The organism is Streptomyces flavovariabilis, assembly GCF_000725785.1.
In the GTDB taxonomy this organism is placed as follows: Bacteria; Actinomycetota; Actinomycetes; order Streptomycetales; family Streptomycetaceae; genus Streptomyces; species Streptomyces hawaiiensis.
In genome coordinates this window covers 869178-883985 of record NZ_JNXD01000001.1, presented here as the reverse complement: position 1 = coordinate 883985, position 14808 = coordinate 869178, and the positions used below count along the sequence as shown (strand labels likewise).

The following is a 14808-nucleotide window of genomic DNA, read 5'->3' as shown; positions in this document are numbered from 1 at the left end:
CGCTCGATCTCGGCTCCTTTTCATGCTCGCACACGGACCCGCAACCGGAAAACGGCTCTTTCCGGGTCTTCCCGGGAATGAACGGCGGCTCACCGGGATTCACGTCACACAGACGCTATGGCCATCGTCAAAGTGACGTGAAGCGGTTATGATAGATAGCGTCAAATCGACGAAAAGTCGCAGAAACAGAAAGGGTGCGTGCCGTGACCACCGCCCAGACCCAGGACCTCGACGTACAGCCGTCGCCCCTCGCCCTGCTGCTCCTCGGCCGTGAGGCCGACCCCAGGAGCGAGCGCGGCGTGGAGTGTCCCGGCGACCTGCCCTCGCCGTCCGACCCGGACCTGGTGGAGCGCGCCCGCAAGGCGAAGGAGAAGCTCGGGGACAAGGTCTTCGTGCTCGGCCACCACTACCAGCGCGACGAGGTCATCCAGTTCGCCGACGTGACCGGTGACTCGTTCAAGCTGGCCCGGGACGCGGCCGCCCGCCCGGAGGCCGAGTACATCGTCTTCTGCGGCGTGCACTTCATGGCGGAGTCGGCGGACATCCTGACCTCCGACGACCAGAAGGTCGTGCTGCCCGACCTCGCCGCCGGCTGCTCGATGGCCGACATGGCGACGGCCGAGCAGGTCGCCGAGTGCTGGGACGTGCTGACCGAGGCCGGGATAGCCGAGCAGGTCGTGCCCGTCTCGTACATGAACTCCTCCGCCGACATCAAGGCGTTCACCGGCAAGCACGGCGGCACGATCTGCACCTCCTCGAACGCGAAGCGGGCCCTGGACTGGGCCTTCGAGCAGGGCGAGAAGGTCCTCTTCCTGCCTGACCAGCACCTGGGCCGCAACACCGCCGTGCGCGACATGGGCATGTCCCTGGAGGACTGCGTCCTCTACAACCCGCACAAGCCGAACGGCGGCCTGACCGCCGACGAGCTGCGCGCCGCGAAGATGATCCTGTGGCGCGGCCACTGCTCGGTGCACGGCCGCTTCAGCATGGACTCGGTGAACGACGTCCGCGAGCGCATCCCGGGCGTGAACGTCCTGGTCCACCCCGAGTGCAGGCACGAGGTCGTGGCCGCTGCGGACTACGTCGGCTCGACCGAGTACATCATCAAGGCCCTGGAGGCCGCCCCGGCCGGCTCCAAGTGGGCCATCGGGACGGAGCTGAACCTGGTCCGCCGCCTGGCGAACCGTTTCGCGCCCGAGGGCAAGGAGATCGTCTTCCTCGACAAGACGGTCTGCTTCTGCTCGACCATGAACCGCATCGACCTCCCCCACCTGGTCTGGACCCTGGAGTCCCTGGCCGAGGGCAACCTCGTCAACCGTATCGAGGTGGACAAGGAGACCGAGGCGTTCGCGAAGCTGGCCCTGGAGCGGATGCTGGCACTGCCGTAACCCCCGCCCCGCCCGTCGTCACCCCGAGTGCGGTTTCCGCTCGGGGTGCGCGGGATCGAGGCTGAAGACGGTGCCGCCGGGGGTGGTCGCGACCAGGGCGCCGTCGAGGAGCCGCACCCTGCCGGCGCCCCATTCGGTGTCGTTGCTCTGGGCTCGCGGCAGCGTGTCCCACAGCAGCGTGCCCTTCTTCGCGTCGAGCGCCCCGACGCGGCCGCTGGCACTGGCGAGGTACACGGCCCGGGTCCGCGGGTCGTACGTCGCCTCGCTCGGTTGTTCCAGGCTGGTCGGGGTCTGCCACAGCGGTCGGCCCGTGCGGGCCGACACGGCGGTGACCTGTCCGCTGGAGGTGGCGAACCACAGGGTGCCGTTCGCCAGCGTCACCTGTCCCGCGTACTCCTCGGCCAGCTTCGTCGTGCTGTCCGCACCCGTGGCGGGGTCCACCAACCGGATTCCCGCATACGGCGCCTCCTGCCCGAGGAGTGTGTTTCCGTCCTTGTCCTGGGTCAGGTCCAGGAACAGGAGCCGGCCGTCGAAGGTGCCGAAGTAGATGGCCTTGCCGGGTACGGGCAGCCGGCGTGCCGGGCCGGCGGCCCGGTGCAGTTCCATGACCAGGCTGTTCTGGGGTGCCTCCTCAGGGCTGCAGTGCAGGTACAGCTTCCCGGCGGCCTCCGTGATCACGCAGAAGTGCTTCGCGGGCAGCCGTTCCGTCCAGCGCGAGGCGCCGGTGCGGGGCGAGCGAGCCGTCACCGAGGTGCCGTCGCCCTCCGGGATCACGACGAGGTCGCCGGAGACGAACACATCGGCCCACGCGTTGTTCACCGCGCGGTCCCAGAGCCGGTCGCCGGTCGCGGTGTCGAAGGCGAAGACCCGGGTCGCCCCTTCGCCCGGGGGCTCCTGCTGGACCAGGACCGCGTCGTCCCGGATGCCGATGACCTCGAACCTGGAGGAGTCGTCGCCGGTCACGGATGCCGGCGAGCCGGCACGCCAGACGGTCTCGCCCGTCCTCCCGTCCAGGCGTACGGGCAGGATCCCGTCGCCCGCGCAGTAGACGGCGCCTTGGTCGACCTGACACACCGGCCCGCCCCGCAACCCGTCGGCCTGCGCTTTCGGCGTCGTGCGCACACCGCGCCCGGCCGTCTCGTACACCGTCGTCTGCCAGGGCTTCCAGCCGGAGGGCGGTGCCACCCATCGGGAACTCGCGGAGGTCGAGGAACCGGACCGGTCCGCGCTCTGCGCCCAGCCGGGGCCGAGCGTCAGATAGGCCGTCAGGCCGAGGGCGACCGCGCCGACCGTGCCCGTCGCGGCGAGCAGCGGGCGGACGCGGCGGGGGCGGGTGGGGCCGGGCGGGTCCACCACGGTCACGGAGCGGGTGACCTCGACGGGCGGGAGCCGGTCCGCGCGCAGGGCCAGGGTGGCGGGATCGCCCTCGGCCGACTCGGGCAGGACCGTCGTGAACTCCCGGGCCAGCTCGTCGAGTCCGGGCCGGTCCGCGGGGTCCTTGGCCAGGCAGCGCTCCAGGAGTCCGCGCAGCGTCGGCGCGACCCCGTCCAGCACCGGTGCGTCATGGACCACTCGGTAGGCCGTCAGATACGGGCTGTCCGTGTCGAAGGGGCCCCGGCCGGTGACCGCGTACACCAGCAGGGAGCCGAGGGAGAAGACGTCCGACGCCGGGCCGACCGTACGGGCGTCGACGAGCTGCTCCGGGGACATGAAGGGCGGTGTGCCGATCATCTGGCCGGTCTCGGTCAGCGTCTGGTGGTTCTCCGCCGCACGGGAGATGCCGAAGTCGATGACGCGGGGCCCGTCCTCGGCCAGCAGGACGTTGGCCGGCTTCAGGTCCCGGTGCACCACCCCGGCCCGGTGGATGTCGCGCAGTGCCTCGACCAGGCCCAGGGCCAGCCGGCCCAGTTCGGCGTCGGGGAGGGCGCCCCGGTCGCGGATCCGCCGGGCGAGCGAGGGCCCGGGCACGTACTGGGTCGCCATCCAGGGCCGCGCCGCCTCGGGGTCCGCGTCCAGGACCGGCGCGGTGAAGGCACCGCTGACCTTGCGGACGGCCGCGATCTCCTGCCGGAACCGGGCGCGGAAGACGGCGTCCGCTGCGTACTGGGCGTGGACGACCTTGATGGCGACGTCCCTGCCCGAACGCGCCCTGGCCCGGTAGACGACGCCCATGCCCCCGGCCCCGAGCCGGTCGAGCAGCCTGTAGCCGCCGACCGACTTCGGGTCGTCGCTGTGCAGCGGCACGCCCGAATCCCCTTCCCCCGTGGAGCAGTTCGAGGCCACAGGATACGGAACGCACATGCAGGCGGCCGGGCCCGGCCGTGGAGGTCCGGTGCCCGGCCGCCGCCGGATCAGGCCGTCATACGCCCGCGTGCTCCGGCTCCTGCGCGGTCTTCTCCTGGGCCGGGAGGCCCTTCTTCGCCGCGCGCTTCTTCGCCCGGCGCTCCTTGCGGAGCTCGACCATCGCGTAGAGCGTCGGGACGAGCAGGAGGGTGAGCAGGGTCGACGTGACCAGACCGCCGATCACGACCACGGCCAGCGGCTGGGCGATGAAGCCGCCCTCGCCGGTGATGCCGAGGGCCATCGGGAGCAGGGCGAAGATCGTCGCCAGGGCGGTCATGAGGATCGGGCGCAGCCGGTGCCGGCCGCCCTCGATCACGGCCTCGACGACGCCGTAGCCCTGCTTGCGGTACTGGTTGATCAGGTCGATCAGCACGATCGCGTTCGTCACCACGATGCCGATCAGCATCAGCATGCCGATCATGGCCGGGACGCCCATCGGGGTGCCGGTGGCGATCAGGAGGCCGATCGCGCCGGTGGCCGCGAACGGGATGGAGACGAGCAGGATCAGCGGCTGGATCAGCGACCGGAAGGTACCCACCAGCAGCATGAACACGATCGCGATCGCTGCGAGCATCGCCAGGCCCAGGTTGGCGAACGCCTCGTCCTGGTCCTCGGAGACACCGCCGATCGACGCCGTCGCTCCGTCCGGGAGCTTCAGCGCGTTGATCTCGGACTGGAGCTGGGCGCTGACCGCGCCGGTGTTCTCGCCGGTCGGCTTCGCGCTGATGGTGGCGGCGCGCTGGCCGTCGATGCGGGTCATGGAGACCGGGCCGTCGACCAGCTTGACGGTCGCGATGTCGCCGAGCTTCACCGCGCCGCCCAGCCGCAGGTCCTGAAGCTCCTTCAGGGTCTTGGCGGGCTTCGCCGAACGGATGACGACGTCGCGTTCCGTGTCGTCCAGGACCGCCTTGGCCGCGGTGGTGCCGCGGACGGCCTGGGAGACGGCGGCGCCGAGGGTCTGGTCGTCGAAACCGGCCGCAGCCGCCTTGCCGTTGGCCTTGACCGAGATGCGCGGGACGCTCTGCGACAGGTCGCTGGTGACGTCCGTGACGTCGTCGAGGGAGGCGACCGCCTTGCGGACCTGCTCGGACGCCGTGCGCAGGACGTCGGCGTCGGCGGACTTCACGACCACGCTGAGGTCCTGGGCACCGAAGCCGTCACCGGCGGTGAGGGTGGTCGTGCCGATGCCCTTGAGCCCGGCCAGCCCCTTCTCGATGTCGTCCTGGACGTCCTCGGCCGACGCCGAGTCGTCCAGCATCACCTGGTACGAGGCCTGGTTGGTGTCCGTACCCCCGCCGAAGGCGGCCATGAAGCCGGACGAGCCGATGGTGACCTGGTAGTCCTTCACGCCCTCGGTGCCGGCGAGCAGTCGCTCGACCTTCTTCGCCTGCGCGTCGGTCGCCGCGAGGCTGCTGCCGGGCTTCAGCTCCTGCTTGACGGTGAGAACCTCGACCTCACCCTGGTCGAAGAAGTTCGTCTTCAGCAGCGGCGCCATGCCGAACGTGCCCACCAGGACGACGATCGCGATGGCCACGCTGGTGAGGCGGCGGCGGGTCGCGAAGCGCAGGACCGGGACGTAGATGCGCTGGAGGCGGCTCTTCGCCTCCTTCTCCTCGGCGATCCGGCGGGCCTCGTCCGCGTCCTCGGGAGTGCCCTTCGGGGGCCGCAGGAACCAGTACGACAGGACCGGCACGACCGTCAGGGAAACGAGGAGGGACGCCAGCAGCGCGGCCGTGACGGTCAGGCTGAACGAGCCGAACAGCTCACCCACCATGCCGCCGACCAGGCCGATCGGCAGGAACACCGCGACCGTGGTGAGCGTCGAGGACGTCACCGCGCCCGCGACCTCGCGGACGGCGTTGAGGATCGCCGAGTGGCGCTCCTCGCCGTAGCCGAGGTGGCGCTTGATGTTCTCCAGGACCACGATCGAGTCGTCGACGACCCGGCCGATGGCGATGGTCAGGGCGCCCAGCGTGAGGACGTTCAGCGACAGGTCGCGCGTCCACAGCACGATCAGGGCGAGGACCACGGACAGCGGGATGGACACCGCGGTCACGAGGGTCGAGCGGATCGAGGCCAGGAAGACCAGGATCACCAGGACCGCGAAGAGCAGACCGAGGGCGCCCTCGGTGGTCAGACCCTTGATGGACTTCGAAACGGCCGGGCCCTGGTCGCTGACGACCGTGAGGGTCGCGCCGGAGCCGAGGTCCTCCCGCAGGTCGGGGAGCTTGTCCTGGACGGCGTCGGAGATGGCGACCGCGCTGCCGTCGCGGTCCATCGTCACGGCGACGGAGAGGCTGGGCTTGCCTTCGGTACGGGTGATGGAGTCGGCCGTGGCCTCCTGCTGCTTCACCGTGGCCACGTCGCCGAGGCGCACCGGCTTGCCCTTGCCCGGCTCACCCGTGACCATCAGGTCCCGGATCTGCTCGGTCGAGGTGAATCCGCCGCCGACCTGGACGGTGCGGTTGGCACCGCCCTCGTCGAAGGAGCCGGCCGGGACGGTCGCACCGCCCGCCTGGAGCGCCGCGGAGAGGGACTGCGAGGTCAGACCCGCCTTGGCGAGCTTGGCGTCGTCGGGCGTGACGGTGACCTGGAGGTCGCGCACGCCGTCGACGGTGACCTGGCCGACGCCGTCGATGCTCTTCAGGTCCGGCACGACGGTCTTGTCGAGCTGGTCGGCCAGGGACTGCTGGTCGCGGTCGGAGGTGACGGCGAGGACGACGGTCGGGATGTCGTCCGTGGAGCCGGCGACGACCTGCGGGTCGACGTCGTCCGGGAGCTGGGCGCGGGCCCGGTTGACGGCCTGCTGGACGTCGGCGACCAGTTGCTTGGTGTCGTTGCCGTAGTCGAAGGACGCCATGATCACGGCGTTGCCCTCGCTGGCGGTGGAGGTGACGCCGCTGATGCCGTCGACCGCTTCGAGGGTGTCCTCGATGGGTTCGACGACCTGCTTCTCGACCACGTCCGGTGACGCGCCCTGGTACGGCGCCAGCACGGACACCATGGGCAGTTGGATGGTGGGCAGCAGCTGCTGCTTGAGCTGGGGTATCGCGATCGCCCCGAAGACGAGGGCGATGATCGACATCAGCCCTATCAGGGCCCGTTGCGCGAGGCTGAATCTCGACAGCCAGGACATGGGTGAGGGTCTCTCTTCTGTTTAGCGGCAGAAGCGGCAGCGGGCGCGCAGATGAGCGCCCGCCCCTACACCCTGAGCCATGGCCGGAGGGTGTTTCGTAGGCCCCAGGTCCATTTCCTTATGCGGCGCATACTCCGGCCGCAGTACACCCGGGCAGCACTCACTCCACCCTTGGACGGACCAGTCCGGACTCGTACGCGGTGACCACGAGCTGGGCGCGGTCCCGGGCGCCCAGCTTGGCCATGGCACGGTTGACGTGCGTCTTCACGGTCAGCGGGCTGACTTCGAGGCGTTCGGCGATCTCGTCGTTGGAGTGGCCGCCGGCGACCAGGACCAGCACTTCGCGCTCCCGGACGGTGAGCGAGTCGAGCCGTTCACCGCGGGCCGGGTCGCGGTCGCCGTCGGCCGGGTCCTCCGTGGCGAGGAACCGGGCGATCAGGCCCGTGGTGGCCGCCGGGGAGAGCAGGGCCTGGCCGCCGGCGGCGATGCGGATGGCGCTCAGCAGTTCCTCCGGCTCGGAGCCCTTGCCGAGGAAGCCGGAGGCCCCGGCGCGCAGCGACTGCACGACGTAGTCGTCGACCTCGAACGTCGTCAGGATGACCACCCGGACGTCGGCGAGGCCGGGGTCGGCGCTGATCATGCGGGTCGCGGCGAGACCGTCGGTGCCGGGCATGCGGATGTCCATGAGCACGACGTCGGCGTGCTGCTCCTTCGTCAGCCGGACCGCTTCCGCGCCGTCGGAGGCCTCGCCGACCACCTCCATGTCGGGCTCGGAGTCGACGAGCACGCGAAAGGCGCTGCGCAGCAGGGCCTGGTCGTCGGCGAGCAGGACACGGATGGTCATGCGGGGTCCTCCCCGGTCGGTGTGCGGTTCTTGAGCGGCAGGATCGCATGGACGCGGAAGCCGTCGCCGTAGCGGGGACCGGTGGTGAGGGTGCCGCGCAGGGCGGCGACGCGCTCGCGCATGCCCAGCAGTCCGTGGCCGCCGCCGCTGTCCTGGCTCTCGTGCTCGCCGCTGCCGTCGTCGAGCACGGTGATCTCGATGTTCGGTCCGACGTGTACGACGCTGACCTCCGCCTTGGCGTGGGGCCCGGCGTGCTTCTGCACGTTGGTGAGGGCCTCCTGGATGATCCGGTAGGCGGCCAGGTCGACGGCCGCGGGCAAGGTGGTGCCCTGGTCGGCGCGGGCGACCTCGACGTGCAGTCCGGCGCTGCGGAAGGTGCCGGTGAGTTCGTCGAGACGGTCCAGGCCCGGGGCGGGTTCGGTGGGGGCCTCCGGGTCGCCGGACTGCCGGAGCAGCCCGACCGTGGCGCGCAGTTCGTTGAGCGCGGAGCGGCTGGCCTCGCGGACGTGGGCGAGGGCCTCCTTGGCCTGGTCGGGGCGCTTGTCCATGACGTGGGCGGCGACCCCGGCCTGCACGTTGACCAGGGCGATGTGGTGGGCGACGACGTCGTGCAGGTCCCGGGCGATGCGCAGGCGTTCCTCTGCGACCCGGCGGCGGGCCTCCTCCTCGCGGGTGCGCTCGGCCCGTTCGGCGCGCTCCCGGATCGCCTGGACGAAGGCGCGGCGGCTGCGGACGGCGTCGCCGGCGGTGGCGCCGATGCCGGTCCAGGCGAAGATCGCGAGGTTCTCCTGGGCGTACCAGGGCAGGGCGCCCGCCGACATGGCGGCGCCGGTCAGCACGGTCATGGTGAGCAGTCCGACACGCCACGTGGTGGGGCGGTCGGTGGTGGAGGCGACGGTGTACAGGGCGACGACGGCGGACATGGCGACGGGGGCGCGCGGGTCGCCGGTGACCGACTCGAGCACGGAGACCGTGCCGGTCAGGGCGAGGACCGTCATCGGGGCGCGGCGGCGGAAGACCAGGGCGGCGGCGCCCAGGGCCATGAGGACGAGGCTGAGGACGTCGGGGGTGCGCAGGGCCCAGCTGACGCTGTCACGGTGACGGGGTTCGACGAACGAGCCGGCGACCATGCAGACCAGGACGGCCGCGGCCAGGACGGCGTCCATGGCCAGGGGATGTGCCTTTGCCTGGCATTTGGCCCGCTGGAGGGTGCTCACGGGGGTTCACGGTAGCCGGGGTGGGTGTGCGGGGGTATGGGGGCGGGGTGTGAGGTGCTCGGCGTGCGGGCTGGGGCCGGGTGGGTGCGCAACCCGGCGGTGTGGGGTGCCTCCCCCAAGCTCTCCGAGCAGGGGGTACCCAGCGCCCACCCGTGCCGCCTGGGGGCACCTCCCAGGCCCTTGAGGCACTGGGGGAGGCACGACTGCCCGCAGCTTGGGTCAGCCCGGAATCAAGCCGTCGTCGCTGAGGAGATCCCTGACTTCCTCCAGCGTGGCGTCCGGAGACGGCAGGATCAGTTCCGACGGCTCCAGGGAGTCGTCCGGGAGCGGGTCGCCCAGGTCGCGGACCCTGGCCAGGAGGGCCTGGAGGGTGCGGCGGAAGCCGGGGCCGTCGCCGTTCTCCATTTCCGCCAGGAGTTCGTCGTCCAGCTTGTTCAGCTCGGCGAGGTGGCCGTCGGCCAGGCTCACCTGGCCCTCCCCCATGATCCGTACGATCATGTCGCCCTCCTAGGCGTGGACCCCTACTGCTTGTCGAAGCGCGGGGTGTCCTGCGGCTGCTGCTGGGACTGCTGCCCGTCCGTGCCGCCTTCGAGGGCCTGCTGCCCGCTGCTCGGACCGCCGGCCAGTTCGGCCTTCATGCGCTGCAGTTCCAGCTCTACATCCGTACCACCGGAGAGCCGGTCCAGCTCGGCCTGGATGTCGTCCTTGTGCATGCCGGACTGGTCGTCGAGGGCGCCGGAGGCCAGCAGCTCGTCGATCGCGCCCGCGCGGGCCTGGAGCTGGGCCGTCTTGTCCTCGGCACGCTGGATCGCCAGGCCGACGTCGCCCATCTCCTCGGAGATGCCGGAGAAGGCCTCGCCGATCCGGGTCTGCGCCTGCGCCGCCGTGTACGTGGCCTTGATCGTCTCCTTCTTCGTGCGGAAGGCGTCGACCTTGGCCTGGAGCCGCTGGGCCGCGAGGGTGAGCTTCTCCTCCTCGCCCTGGAGCGTCGCGTGCTGCGTCTCCAGGTCGGTCACCTGCTGCTGGAGCGCGGCCCGGCGGGAGAGCGCCTCGCGGGCCAGGTCCTCACGGCCCAGCGCGAGAGCCTTGCGACCCTGGTCCTCCAGCTTGCCGGACTGCGACTGCAGCTGGTTCAGCTGGAGCTCCAGGCGCTTGCGAGAGGTCGCCACGTCGGCGACGCCGCGGCGGACCTTCTGGAGCAGCTCCAGCTGCTTCTGGTACGAGTAATCGAGGGTTTCGCGCGGGTCCTCGGCCCGGTCAAGGGCCTTGTTCGCCTTCGCGCGGAAGATCATCCCCATACGCTTCATGACACCGCTCATGGGCTTCGCGCGCCCCCTTCTGACCGACTCCGGTTCCAGCTCCAGCGACAGAACCCACAGTACGGGCCCTGCATCCATTACCGCACTGTTCGGGGACGGATGCGCTCATCCCCAAGGACGACTGCGTGCGCTCCCGCTCCGGCGTAGGGAGTAGGTGGTCCCCGGGGTCACCGGAGCCGTACACCCCGGGGAACATCCGGACGCGTACACAACGTCCCCTCTGTCCCCTTACTGACGACTGGTGTTGCCGGATCGTTCCCCACGGGGCTGGGGTCCATGCCCGGAAGCCCTTACCCTTGGGTTTTGTGTTCCGTAGCCGTGCGAAGGATGAGAAGGCCCAGGACGCCGACAAGGCGCCGGTGACCGACTCCAGTCAGCCCCGTCACCCCGAGGCCCCCAAGGGCCGCCCCACGCCCAAGCGCAGCCAGGCCCAGTCCTCGCGCCGCAGCGTGGCCAACACGTCGATGACGCGCAAGGAGGCCTCCAAGCGACAGCGCGACGAGCGCCGTGCCGCGATGGAGCGGCAGCGCCAGGCGCTGGCGAGCGGCGACGAGCGGTATCTGCCCGCGCGTGACAAGGGAGCGGTCCGCCGGTTCGCGCGCGACTTCGTCGACTCCCGGTTCAACATCGCGGAGTTCTTCCTGCCGATGGCCGTGGTCATCCTCGTGCTGAGCATGGTGCGGGTGGGCGCGCTGCAGAACATCGCGCTGCTGCTGTGGCTCGTGGTGATCGTGCTGATCGTGCTCGACTCGTTCGTCACGGCCTTCCGTCTGAAGAAGCAGCTGAACGAGCGCTTCGCGGGTGAGAACAAGCGCGGCGCCGTCGCCTACGCCCTGATGCGCTCCCTCCAGATGCGCCGGCTCCGGCTGCCGAAGCCGCAGGTCAAGCGCGGAGAGCGGCCCTGACCACGACGCCGTTCTCCGGGGGCGCGGCGAATGCCTGGCTGGACGAGCTGGGCGGGCTGCGCGATGTCGTCCGGCAGGAGCTGGTGACCCGCCAGCTGGACGAGCAGATAGTCGGGCGGTTCCCGGTCGGGAAACGGCTGCGGGTGCTCGACGTGGGGATGGGCCAGGGCACGCAGGCGCTGCGGCTGGCCCGGGCCGGGCATCAGGTGACCGGTCTGGAGCAGGACGCGAAGATGGTCGCCGTGGCCCGGGAGTCCCTCGCCGGGGAACCGGAGGGCATCCGGGAGCGGATGCGGATCATCGAGGGCGACGGCCGGGACACCGGCGTGCACTTCCTGCCGGGCAGTTTCGACGTGGTGCTGTGCCATGGGGTCCTGATGTACGTCGAGGAGCCCGACCCGCTGCTGGCGGGCCTGGCCCGGATGCTGGCGCACGGCGGACTGCTGTCGCTGCTCGTGCGCAACGGGGACGCGCTCGCGATCCGGCCGGGCCTGTCCGGTGACTGGTCCGGGGCGCTGGCGGCCTTCGACACCACCGCCTATCTCCCCCATTCTCGAAAAGACTCGAACGGGGGGACCCCCATCCGGCTGGGTCTCGACGTGCGGGCCGACCGGCTGAAGGACCTGACGTCGACGCTCGCGGGGATCGGGGCGCCGTTGCACGCCTGGTACGGGGTGCGGGTGTTCACCGACACGGCGGCGGACGGCACGGAGGTCCCGGCCGACGTGGAGACGCTGCTCGCGGTGGAGGAGAAGGCCGGGCGGACGGATCCGTACCGCGGGGTGGCCGCGCTGCTGCACCTGTGCGGCGTGCGCGGCTGACACGCGAAGGGGGGGCGAGGGCCGTCGGCCCCCGCCCCGGGCTCACGCCTCGGCCGCGTCCAGACTCATCGGCCCGTAGATCTCGGTGGCGTCCTCGAACAGCCGCACCTGATCGGCACCGCCCTCCCGCAGGGCCTTCCAGTGCTCCCCGATCCAGGACTCGGCGTCCCCCTGAGTGGGGAACTCCTCCGGCGGCACCGCGGGCTGGACCTCCGCCCCGTCGGTCTTCTCGAACCGCCACGTCCATGCCGACATGTACGCCTCCCATGTGTGTGAGCACACTGCACAGCGAAAAGCCGGATCTTCGTCCGGCTCCCCGTCCAGAGCCTATGCGCTCCGCCGGGTGGGGCGTTACAGGCCTTGCGGGAGTGGGGTGATCGGCCGCGTGCGGGTCGTCGGGGTTGGTCGCGCCCGCGCGGCGGAGCCGCACATCGATACGGCCCGCGCCCCTGTCGGGGCGTCTCCATCACGCATGACTCATGGCGGCGGGTGAGAATCGGGGCGTGGAACTCACTCTGCTCGGCACCGGCGCCCCCGCGGGCCTCCCCCGTCCCGACTGTCCCTGCGCGGCCTGTGCGGCCGCCCTCGGCCCCGACGCGCGGGCGGCCACCGCGCTGCTCCTGGACGGGGCGCTGCTGCTCGACCTGACACCGGGCGCGGTGTTCGCGGCGGCGCGGGCGGGCCGTTCCCTGACCGGTGTACGGCAGGTGCTGCTGTCGCATCCGCACGACGGGCCGGCGGTCGAGGTGCCCGCGGGGCTGCCGCAGCCCGGACGGGTCCCGGACGGGCGGGAGTTGACGCTGCTGACGGGGCATCGCGTGCGGGCGGTGGCGCTGGACGCGCCGGGCACGGGGTACGCGGTGACCGGGCCGGAGGGGCAGCGGCTGCTGTATCTGCCGCCGGGCGGGGCGCCCGCCGGCCTGGAGGAGCCGGCCGAGTCGTACGACATGGTCCTCGCGGACGTCGTGGGGCGGCCGGACGCGCTGGCGAAACTGCGGGCGGTGGGGGCCGCCGGGCCGACGACCGATGTGGTCGCCCTCCACCTGGACCACGACGTGCCGCCGGGCCCGGAGCTGGGGCGGCGGCTCGCGGCGGCCGGGGCGCGGGCCGTGCCGGACGGGGTGACGCTGGTGGTGGGGGCGTACGAGGACGTGCCGGACGTGCCGCGGCGAACGCTGGTGCTGGGCGGGGCGCGGTCGGGCAAGTCGGTGGAGGCCGAGCGGAGGCTGGAGGCCTTCCCGGACGTGCTGTACGTGGCGACGGGCGGGTCGCGCAACGGGGACACGGAGTGGTCCTCGCGGGTGGCGGCGCACCGGGAGCGGCGGCCGGGGTCGTGGCAGACGGTCGAGACCTGCGATCTGGTGCCGTTGCTGGAGGCGGAGGGGCCGCCCCTGCTCATCGACTGTCTGTCGTTGTGGCTGACCGACGCGATGGACTCCGCCGGGGCGTGGGACGACGCGGTGTGGGCGGAGCGGGGGGAGAAGGTGCTGCGGGAGCGGGTGCGGGAGCTGACGGAGGCGGTGCGGGTCACCCGGCGGACCGTGGTGGCCGTGTCGAACGAGGTGGGGTCGGGGATCGTGCCGTCGACGGCGTCGGGGCGGCGCTACCGGGATGAACTCGGGCGGCTGAACGCGGGGTTCGCGCACGAGTGCGAGCACGTGCTGCTGGTGGTGGCGGGGCAGGCCGTGGCGCTGCGGGGCTGACCGGGGCCCCGCGGCACCTTCTCCGCCTCCGGTCTTACGGAGCTTTGCGGGCGATCACCCGGTACGTGTTCGCGAAACGCGTGCGGCGGGTCACCGGGGCGATCACGTGATCGGCCAGTGCCGCCAGGGCCACCAAGGGGACGCCGGCGCGGAGCAGGGCCGTGCGGGTGTGCCGCTGGACGGGGGGCGGGGGGATCGCCCGCCAGGGGGTGTCCGGGGCCGGCAGGGCGTGGGAGAGGGCCAGGGACGTGGCGCCCGCGAGGTCGTGGGGGACGTGGACGGGGCGGTGGTCGAGCGTCAGGATCGTGCAGCCGGCCGACTCCAGTTCCGCGCGGACGTTCTGCGGGGGCAGCAGGTGGAGGTGGCGCGGCTGGTCGTAGGGCAGCCACCAGCGGCCCAGCAGGGCCGCGAAGACGCTGCGGGGGCTCAGGGTCTCGATGAGCAGGTGGCCGCCCGGGCGCAGGACGCAGAGGGCGGCCCGCAGTTCCGCCCGGGGGTCCGGTGTGCCCTCCAGGTGGTGGAGCATGCTGACCACGTCGTAGCGGGCGTGCAGGGGGGCGGCGATCCGGGGGTCCGTCAGGCGGCCGACGTGGGCCTCCTCGACGCGGTCGGCCGTGCGGGCGCGGACCACGCGCGGGGTGGGGTCCAGGCCGTCGAAGGCGGTGTAGGGGAAGAACCGCCGGGCCGTGGCGGGGAAGCGGGCGTGGCCCGTCCCGACGTCGAGCCAGCTCTCCGGTTCACCGCAGCGCAGCATCGCGCGGGCGGCCGAGCGGTGGCGGCGGGGGCTGCCGCGCAGGGCGAGGAGGCCGTCGCTCGCCGGGTCCCTGGGCGCCCCGCGCACGGTCCGGTGGTAGAGAGCCAGGCCCTCCACCGTGAGACGGGGGTTCTGGAAGGTGTGGCCGCAGTCCCGGCACGCGTCGACGGTGAAGCCGCCCGGCTTGTACTGCCGCAGGTCACCGGTGCGCAGCCGGTTCCGCAGCCGGGTGGAGCCGCACCAGGGGCAGTCCTCCCGGCGCGGTTCGTGGACCCGGACGGTCGTCTGGAGGGCGGGGAGTGCTGAGGAGGAGGGCTGTGCGGGCATGGGCGGCTCCCGGGCGCGACGGCGTACGGCGGGGACGTCGCACACAGCACG

12 protein-coding genes are annotated in these 14808 nt (G+C 71.9%); 4 read left to right on the top strand and 8 right to left on the bottom strand.

All coding sequences use genetic code 11. The features are described from left to right. Positions 1–203 precede the first annotated feature (203 nt). Positions 204–1388 carry a quinolinate synthase NadA gene (gene nadA, locus IO24_RS0103925; protein WP_031131830.1) on the top strand — a complete coding sequence of 395 codons (1185 nt, stop codon included), beginning with the start codon at positions 204–206 and terminating at the stop codon, positions 1386–1388. An 18-nt stretch (positions 1389–1406) separates the two neighbouring features. Here the strand turns inward: nadA and IO24_RS0103920 are convergent, their stop codons facing one another. The 6 genes from IO24_RS0103920 to IO24_RS0103895 form a co-directional block, all read right to left on the bottom strand. Next, positions 1407–3632 (bottom strand): protein kinase domain-containing protein, encoded by a 2226-nt coding sequence (locus IO24_RS0103920; RefSeq protein WP_031131828.1) that lies wholly within the window; start codon positions 3630–3632, stop codon positions 1407–1409. A gap of 115 nt (positions 3633–3747) precedes the next feature. Beyond that, positions 3748–6867 carry an efflux RND transporter permease subunit gene (locus IO24_RS0103915; protein ID WP_031131826.1) on the bottom strand — a complete coding sequence of 1040 codons (3120 nt, stop codon included), beginning with the start codon at positions 6865–6867 and terminating at the stop codon, positions 3748–3750. Positions 6868–7027: 160 nt separating this feature from the next. Then, positions 7028–7711: a response regulator gene (locus IO24_RS0103910; protein ID WP_031131824.1), complete on the bottom strand. Its 684-nt coding sequence runs from the start codon at positions 7709–7711 to the stop codon at positions 7028–7030. After that, entirely contained in the window at positions 7708–8928 is a 1221-nt protein-coding gene (locus IO24_RS0103905) for a sensor histidine kinase (protein WP_031131822.1), read from the bottom strand. Before IO24_RS0103905 ends, IO24_RS0103910 begins: the two co-directional genes overlap by 4 nt. Before the next feature lie 219 nt (positions 8929–9147). Beyond that, positions 9148–9426: a PspA-associated protein PspAA gene (gene pspAA, locus IO24_RS0103900; RefSeq protein WP_031131820.1), complete on the bottom strand. Its 279-nt coding sequence runs from the start codon at positions 9424–9426 to the stop codon at positions 9148–9150. 23 nt (positions 9427–9449) lie between these two features. Then, on the bottom strand, positions 9450–10235 hold the full coding sequence (locus IO24_RS0103895) for a PspA/IM30 family protein (protein ID WP_267886818.1): 786 nt from the start codon (positions 10233–10235) through the stop codon (positions 9450–9452). A gap of 317 nt (positions 10236–10552) precedes the next feature. On the opposite strand from IO24_RS0103895, the gene IO24_RS0103890 reads away from it, so the two are divergent. Together IO24_RS0103890 and IO24_RS0103885 are read left to right on the top strand one after the other, a co-directional pair. After that, on the top strand, positions 10553–11152 hold the full coding sequence (locus IO24_RS0103890) for a DUF3043 domain-containing protein (protein ID WP_031131816.1): 600 nt from the start codon (positions 10553–10555) through the stop codon (positions 11150–11152). A gap of 83 nt (positions 11153–11235) precedes the next feature. After that, the gene (locus IO24_RS0103885; protein ID WP_031131814.1) at positions 11236–11973 is read left to right on the top strand and encodes a class I SAM-dependent methyltransferase; all 738 of its coding nucleotides are present in this window, start codon (positions 11236–11238) and stop codon (positions 11971–11973) included. Between the two features lie 42 nt (positions 11974–12015). On the opposite strand, the gene IO24_RS0103880 is transcribed toward IO24_RS0103885, so the two are convergent. Continuing rightward, positions 12016–12228 carry a hypothetical protein gene (locus IO24_RS0103880; protein ID WP_031131812.1) on the bottom strand — a complete coding sequence of 71 codons (213 nt, stop codon included), beginning with the start codon at positions 12226–12228 and terminating at the stop codon, positions 12016–12018. 248 nt (positions 12229–12476) lie between these two features. Between IO24_RS0103880 and IO24_RS0103875 the strand changes: the two genes are divergently transcribed. Next, positions 12477–13676: a bifunctional adenosylcobinamide kinase/adenosylcobinamide-phosphate guanylyltransferase gene (locus IO24_RS0103875; RefSeq protein WP_031131810.1), complete on the top strand. Its 1200-nt coding sequence runs from the start codon at positions 12477–12479 to the stop codon at positions 13674–13676. Between the two features lie 34 nt (positions 13677–13710). On the opposite strand, the gene IO24_RS0103870 is transcribed toward IO24_RS0103875, so the two are convergent. After that, positions 13711–14757 (bottom strand): class I SAM-dependent methyltransferase, encoded by a 1047-nt coding sequence (locus IO24_RS0103870; protein ID WP_031131808.1) that lies wholly within the window; start codon positions 14755–14757, stop codon positions 13711–13713. Positions 14758–14808 lie beyond the last annotated feature (51 nt).

Coding starts and splice junctions, on each gene's coding strand:
- IO24_RS0103915 (WP_031131826.1), bottom strand. CDS start 6,867: ATGTCCTGGCTGTCGAGATTCAGCCTCGCGCAACGGGCCCTGATAGGG.
- IO24_RS0103910 (WP_031131824.1), bottom strand. CDS start 7,711: ATGACCATCCGTGTCCTGCTCGCCGACGACCAGGCCCTGCTGCGCAGC.
- pspAA (WP_031131820.1), bottom strand. CDS start 9,426: ATGATCGTACGGATCATGGGGGAGGGCCAGGTGAGCCTGGCCGACGGC.
- IO24_RS0103880 (WP_031131812.1), bottom strand. CDS start 12,228: ATGTCGGCATGGACGTGGCGGTTCGAGAAGACCGACGGGGCGGAGGTC.
- IO24_RS0103870 (WP_031131808.1), bottom strand. CDS start 14,757: ATGCCCGCACAGCCCTCCTCCTCAGCACTCCCCGCCCTCCAGACGACC.
- IO24_RS0103895 (WP_267886818.1), bottom strand. CDS start 10,235: ATGAAGCGTATGGGGATGATCTTCCGCGCGAAGGCGAACAAGGCCCTT.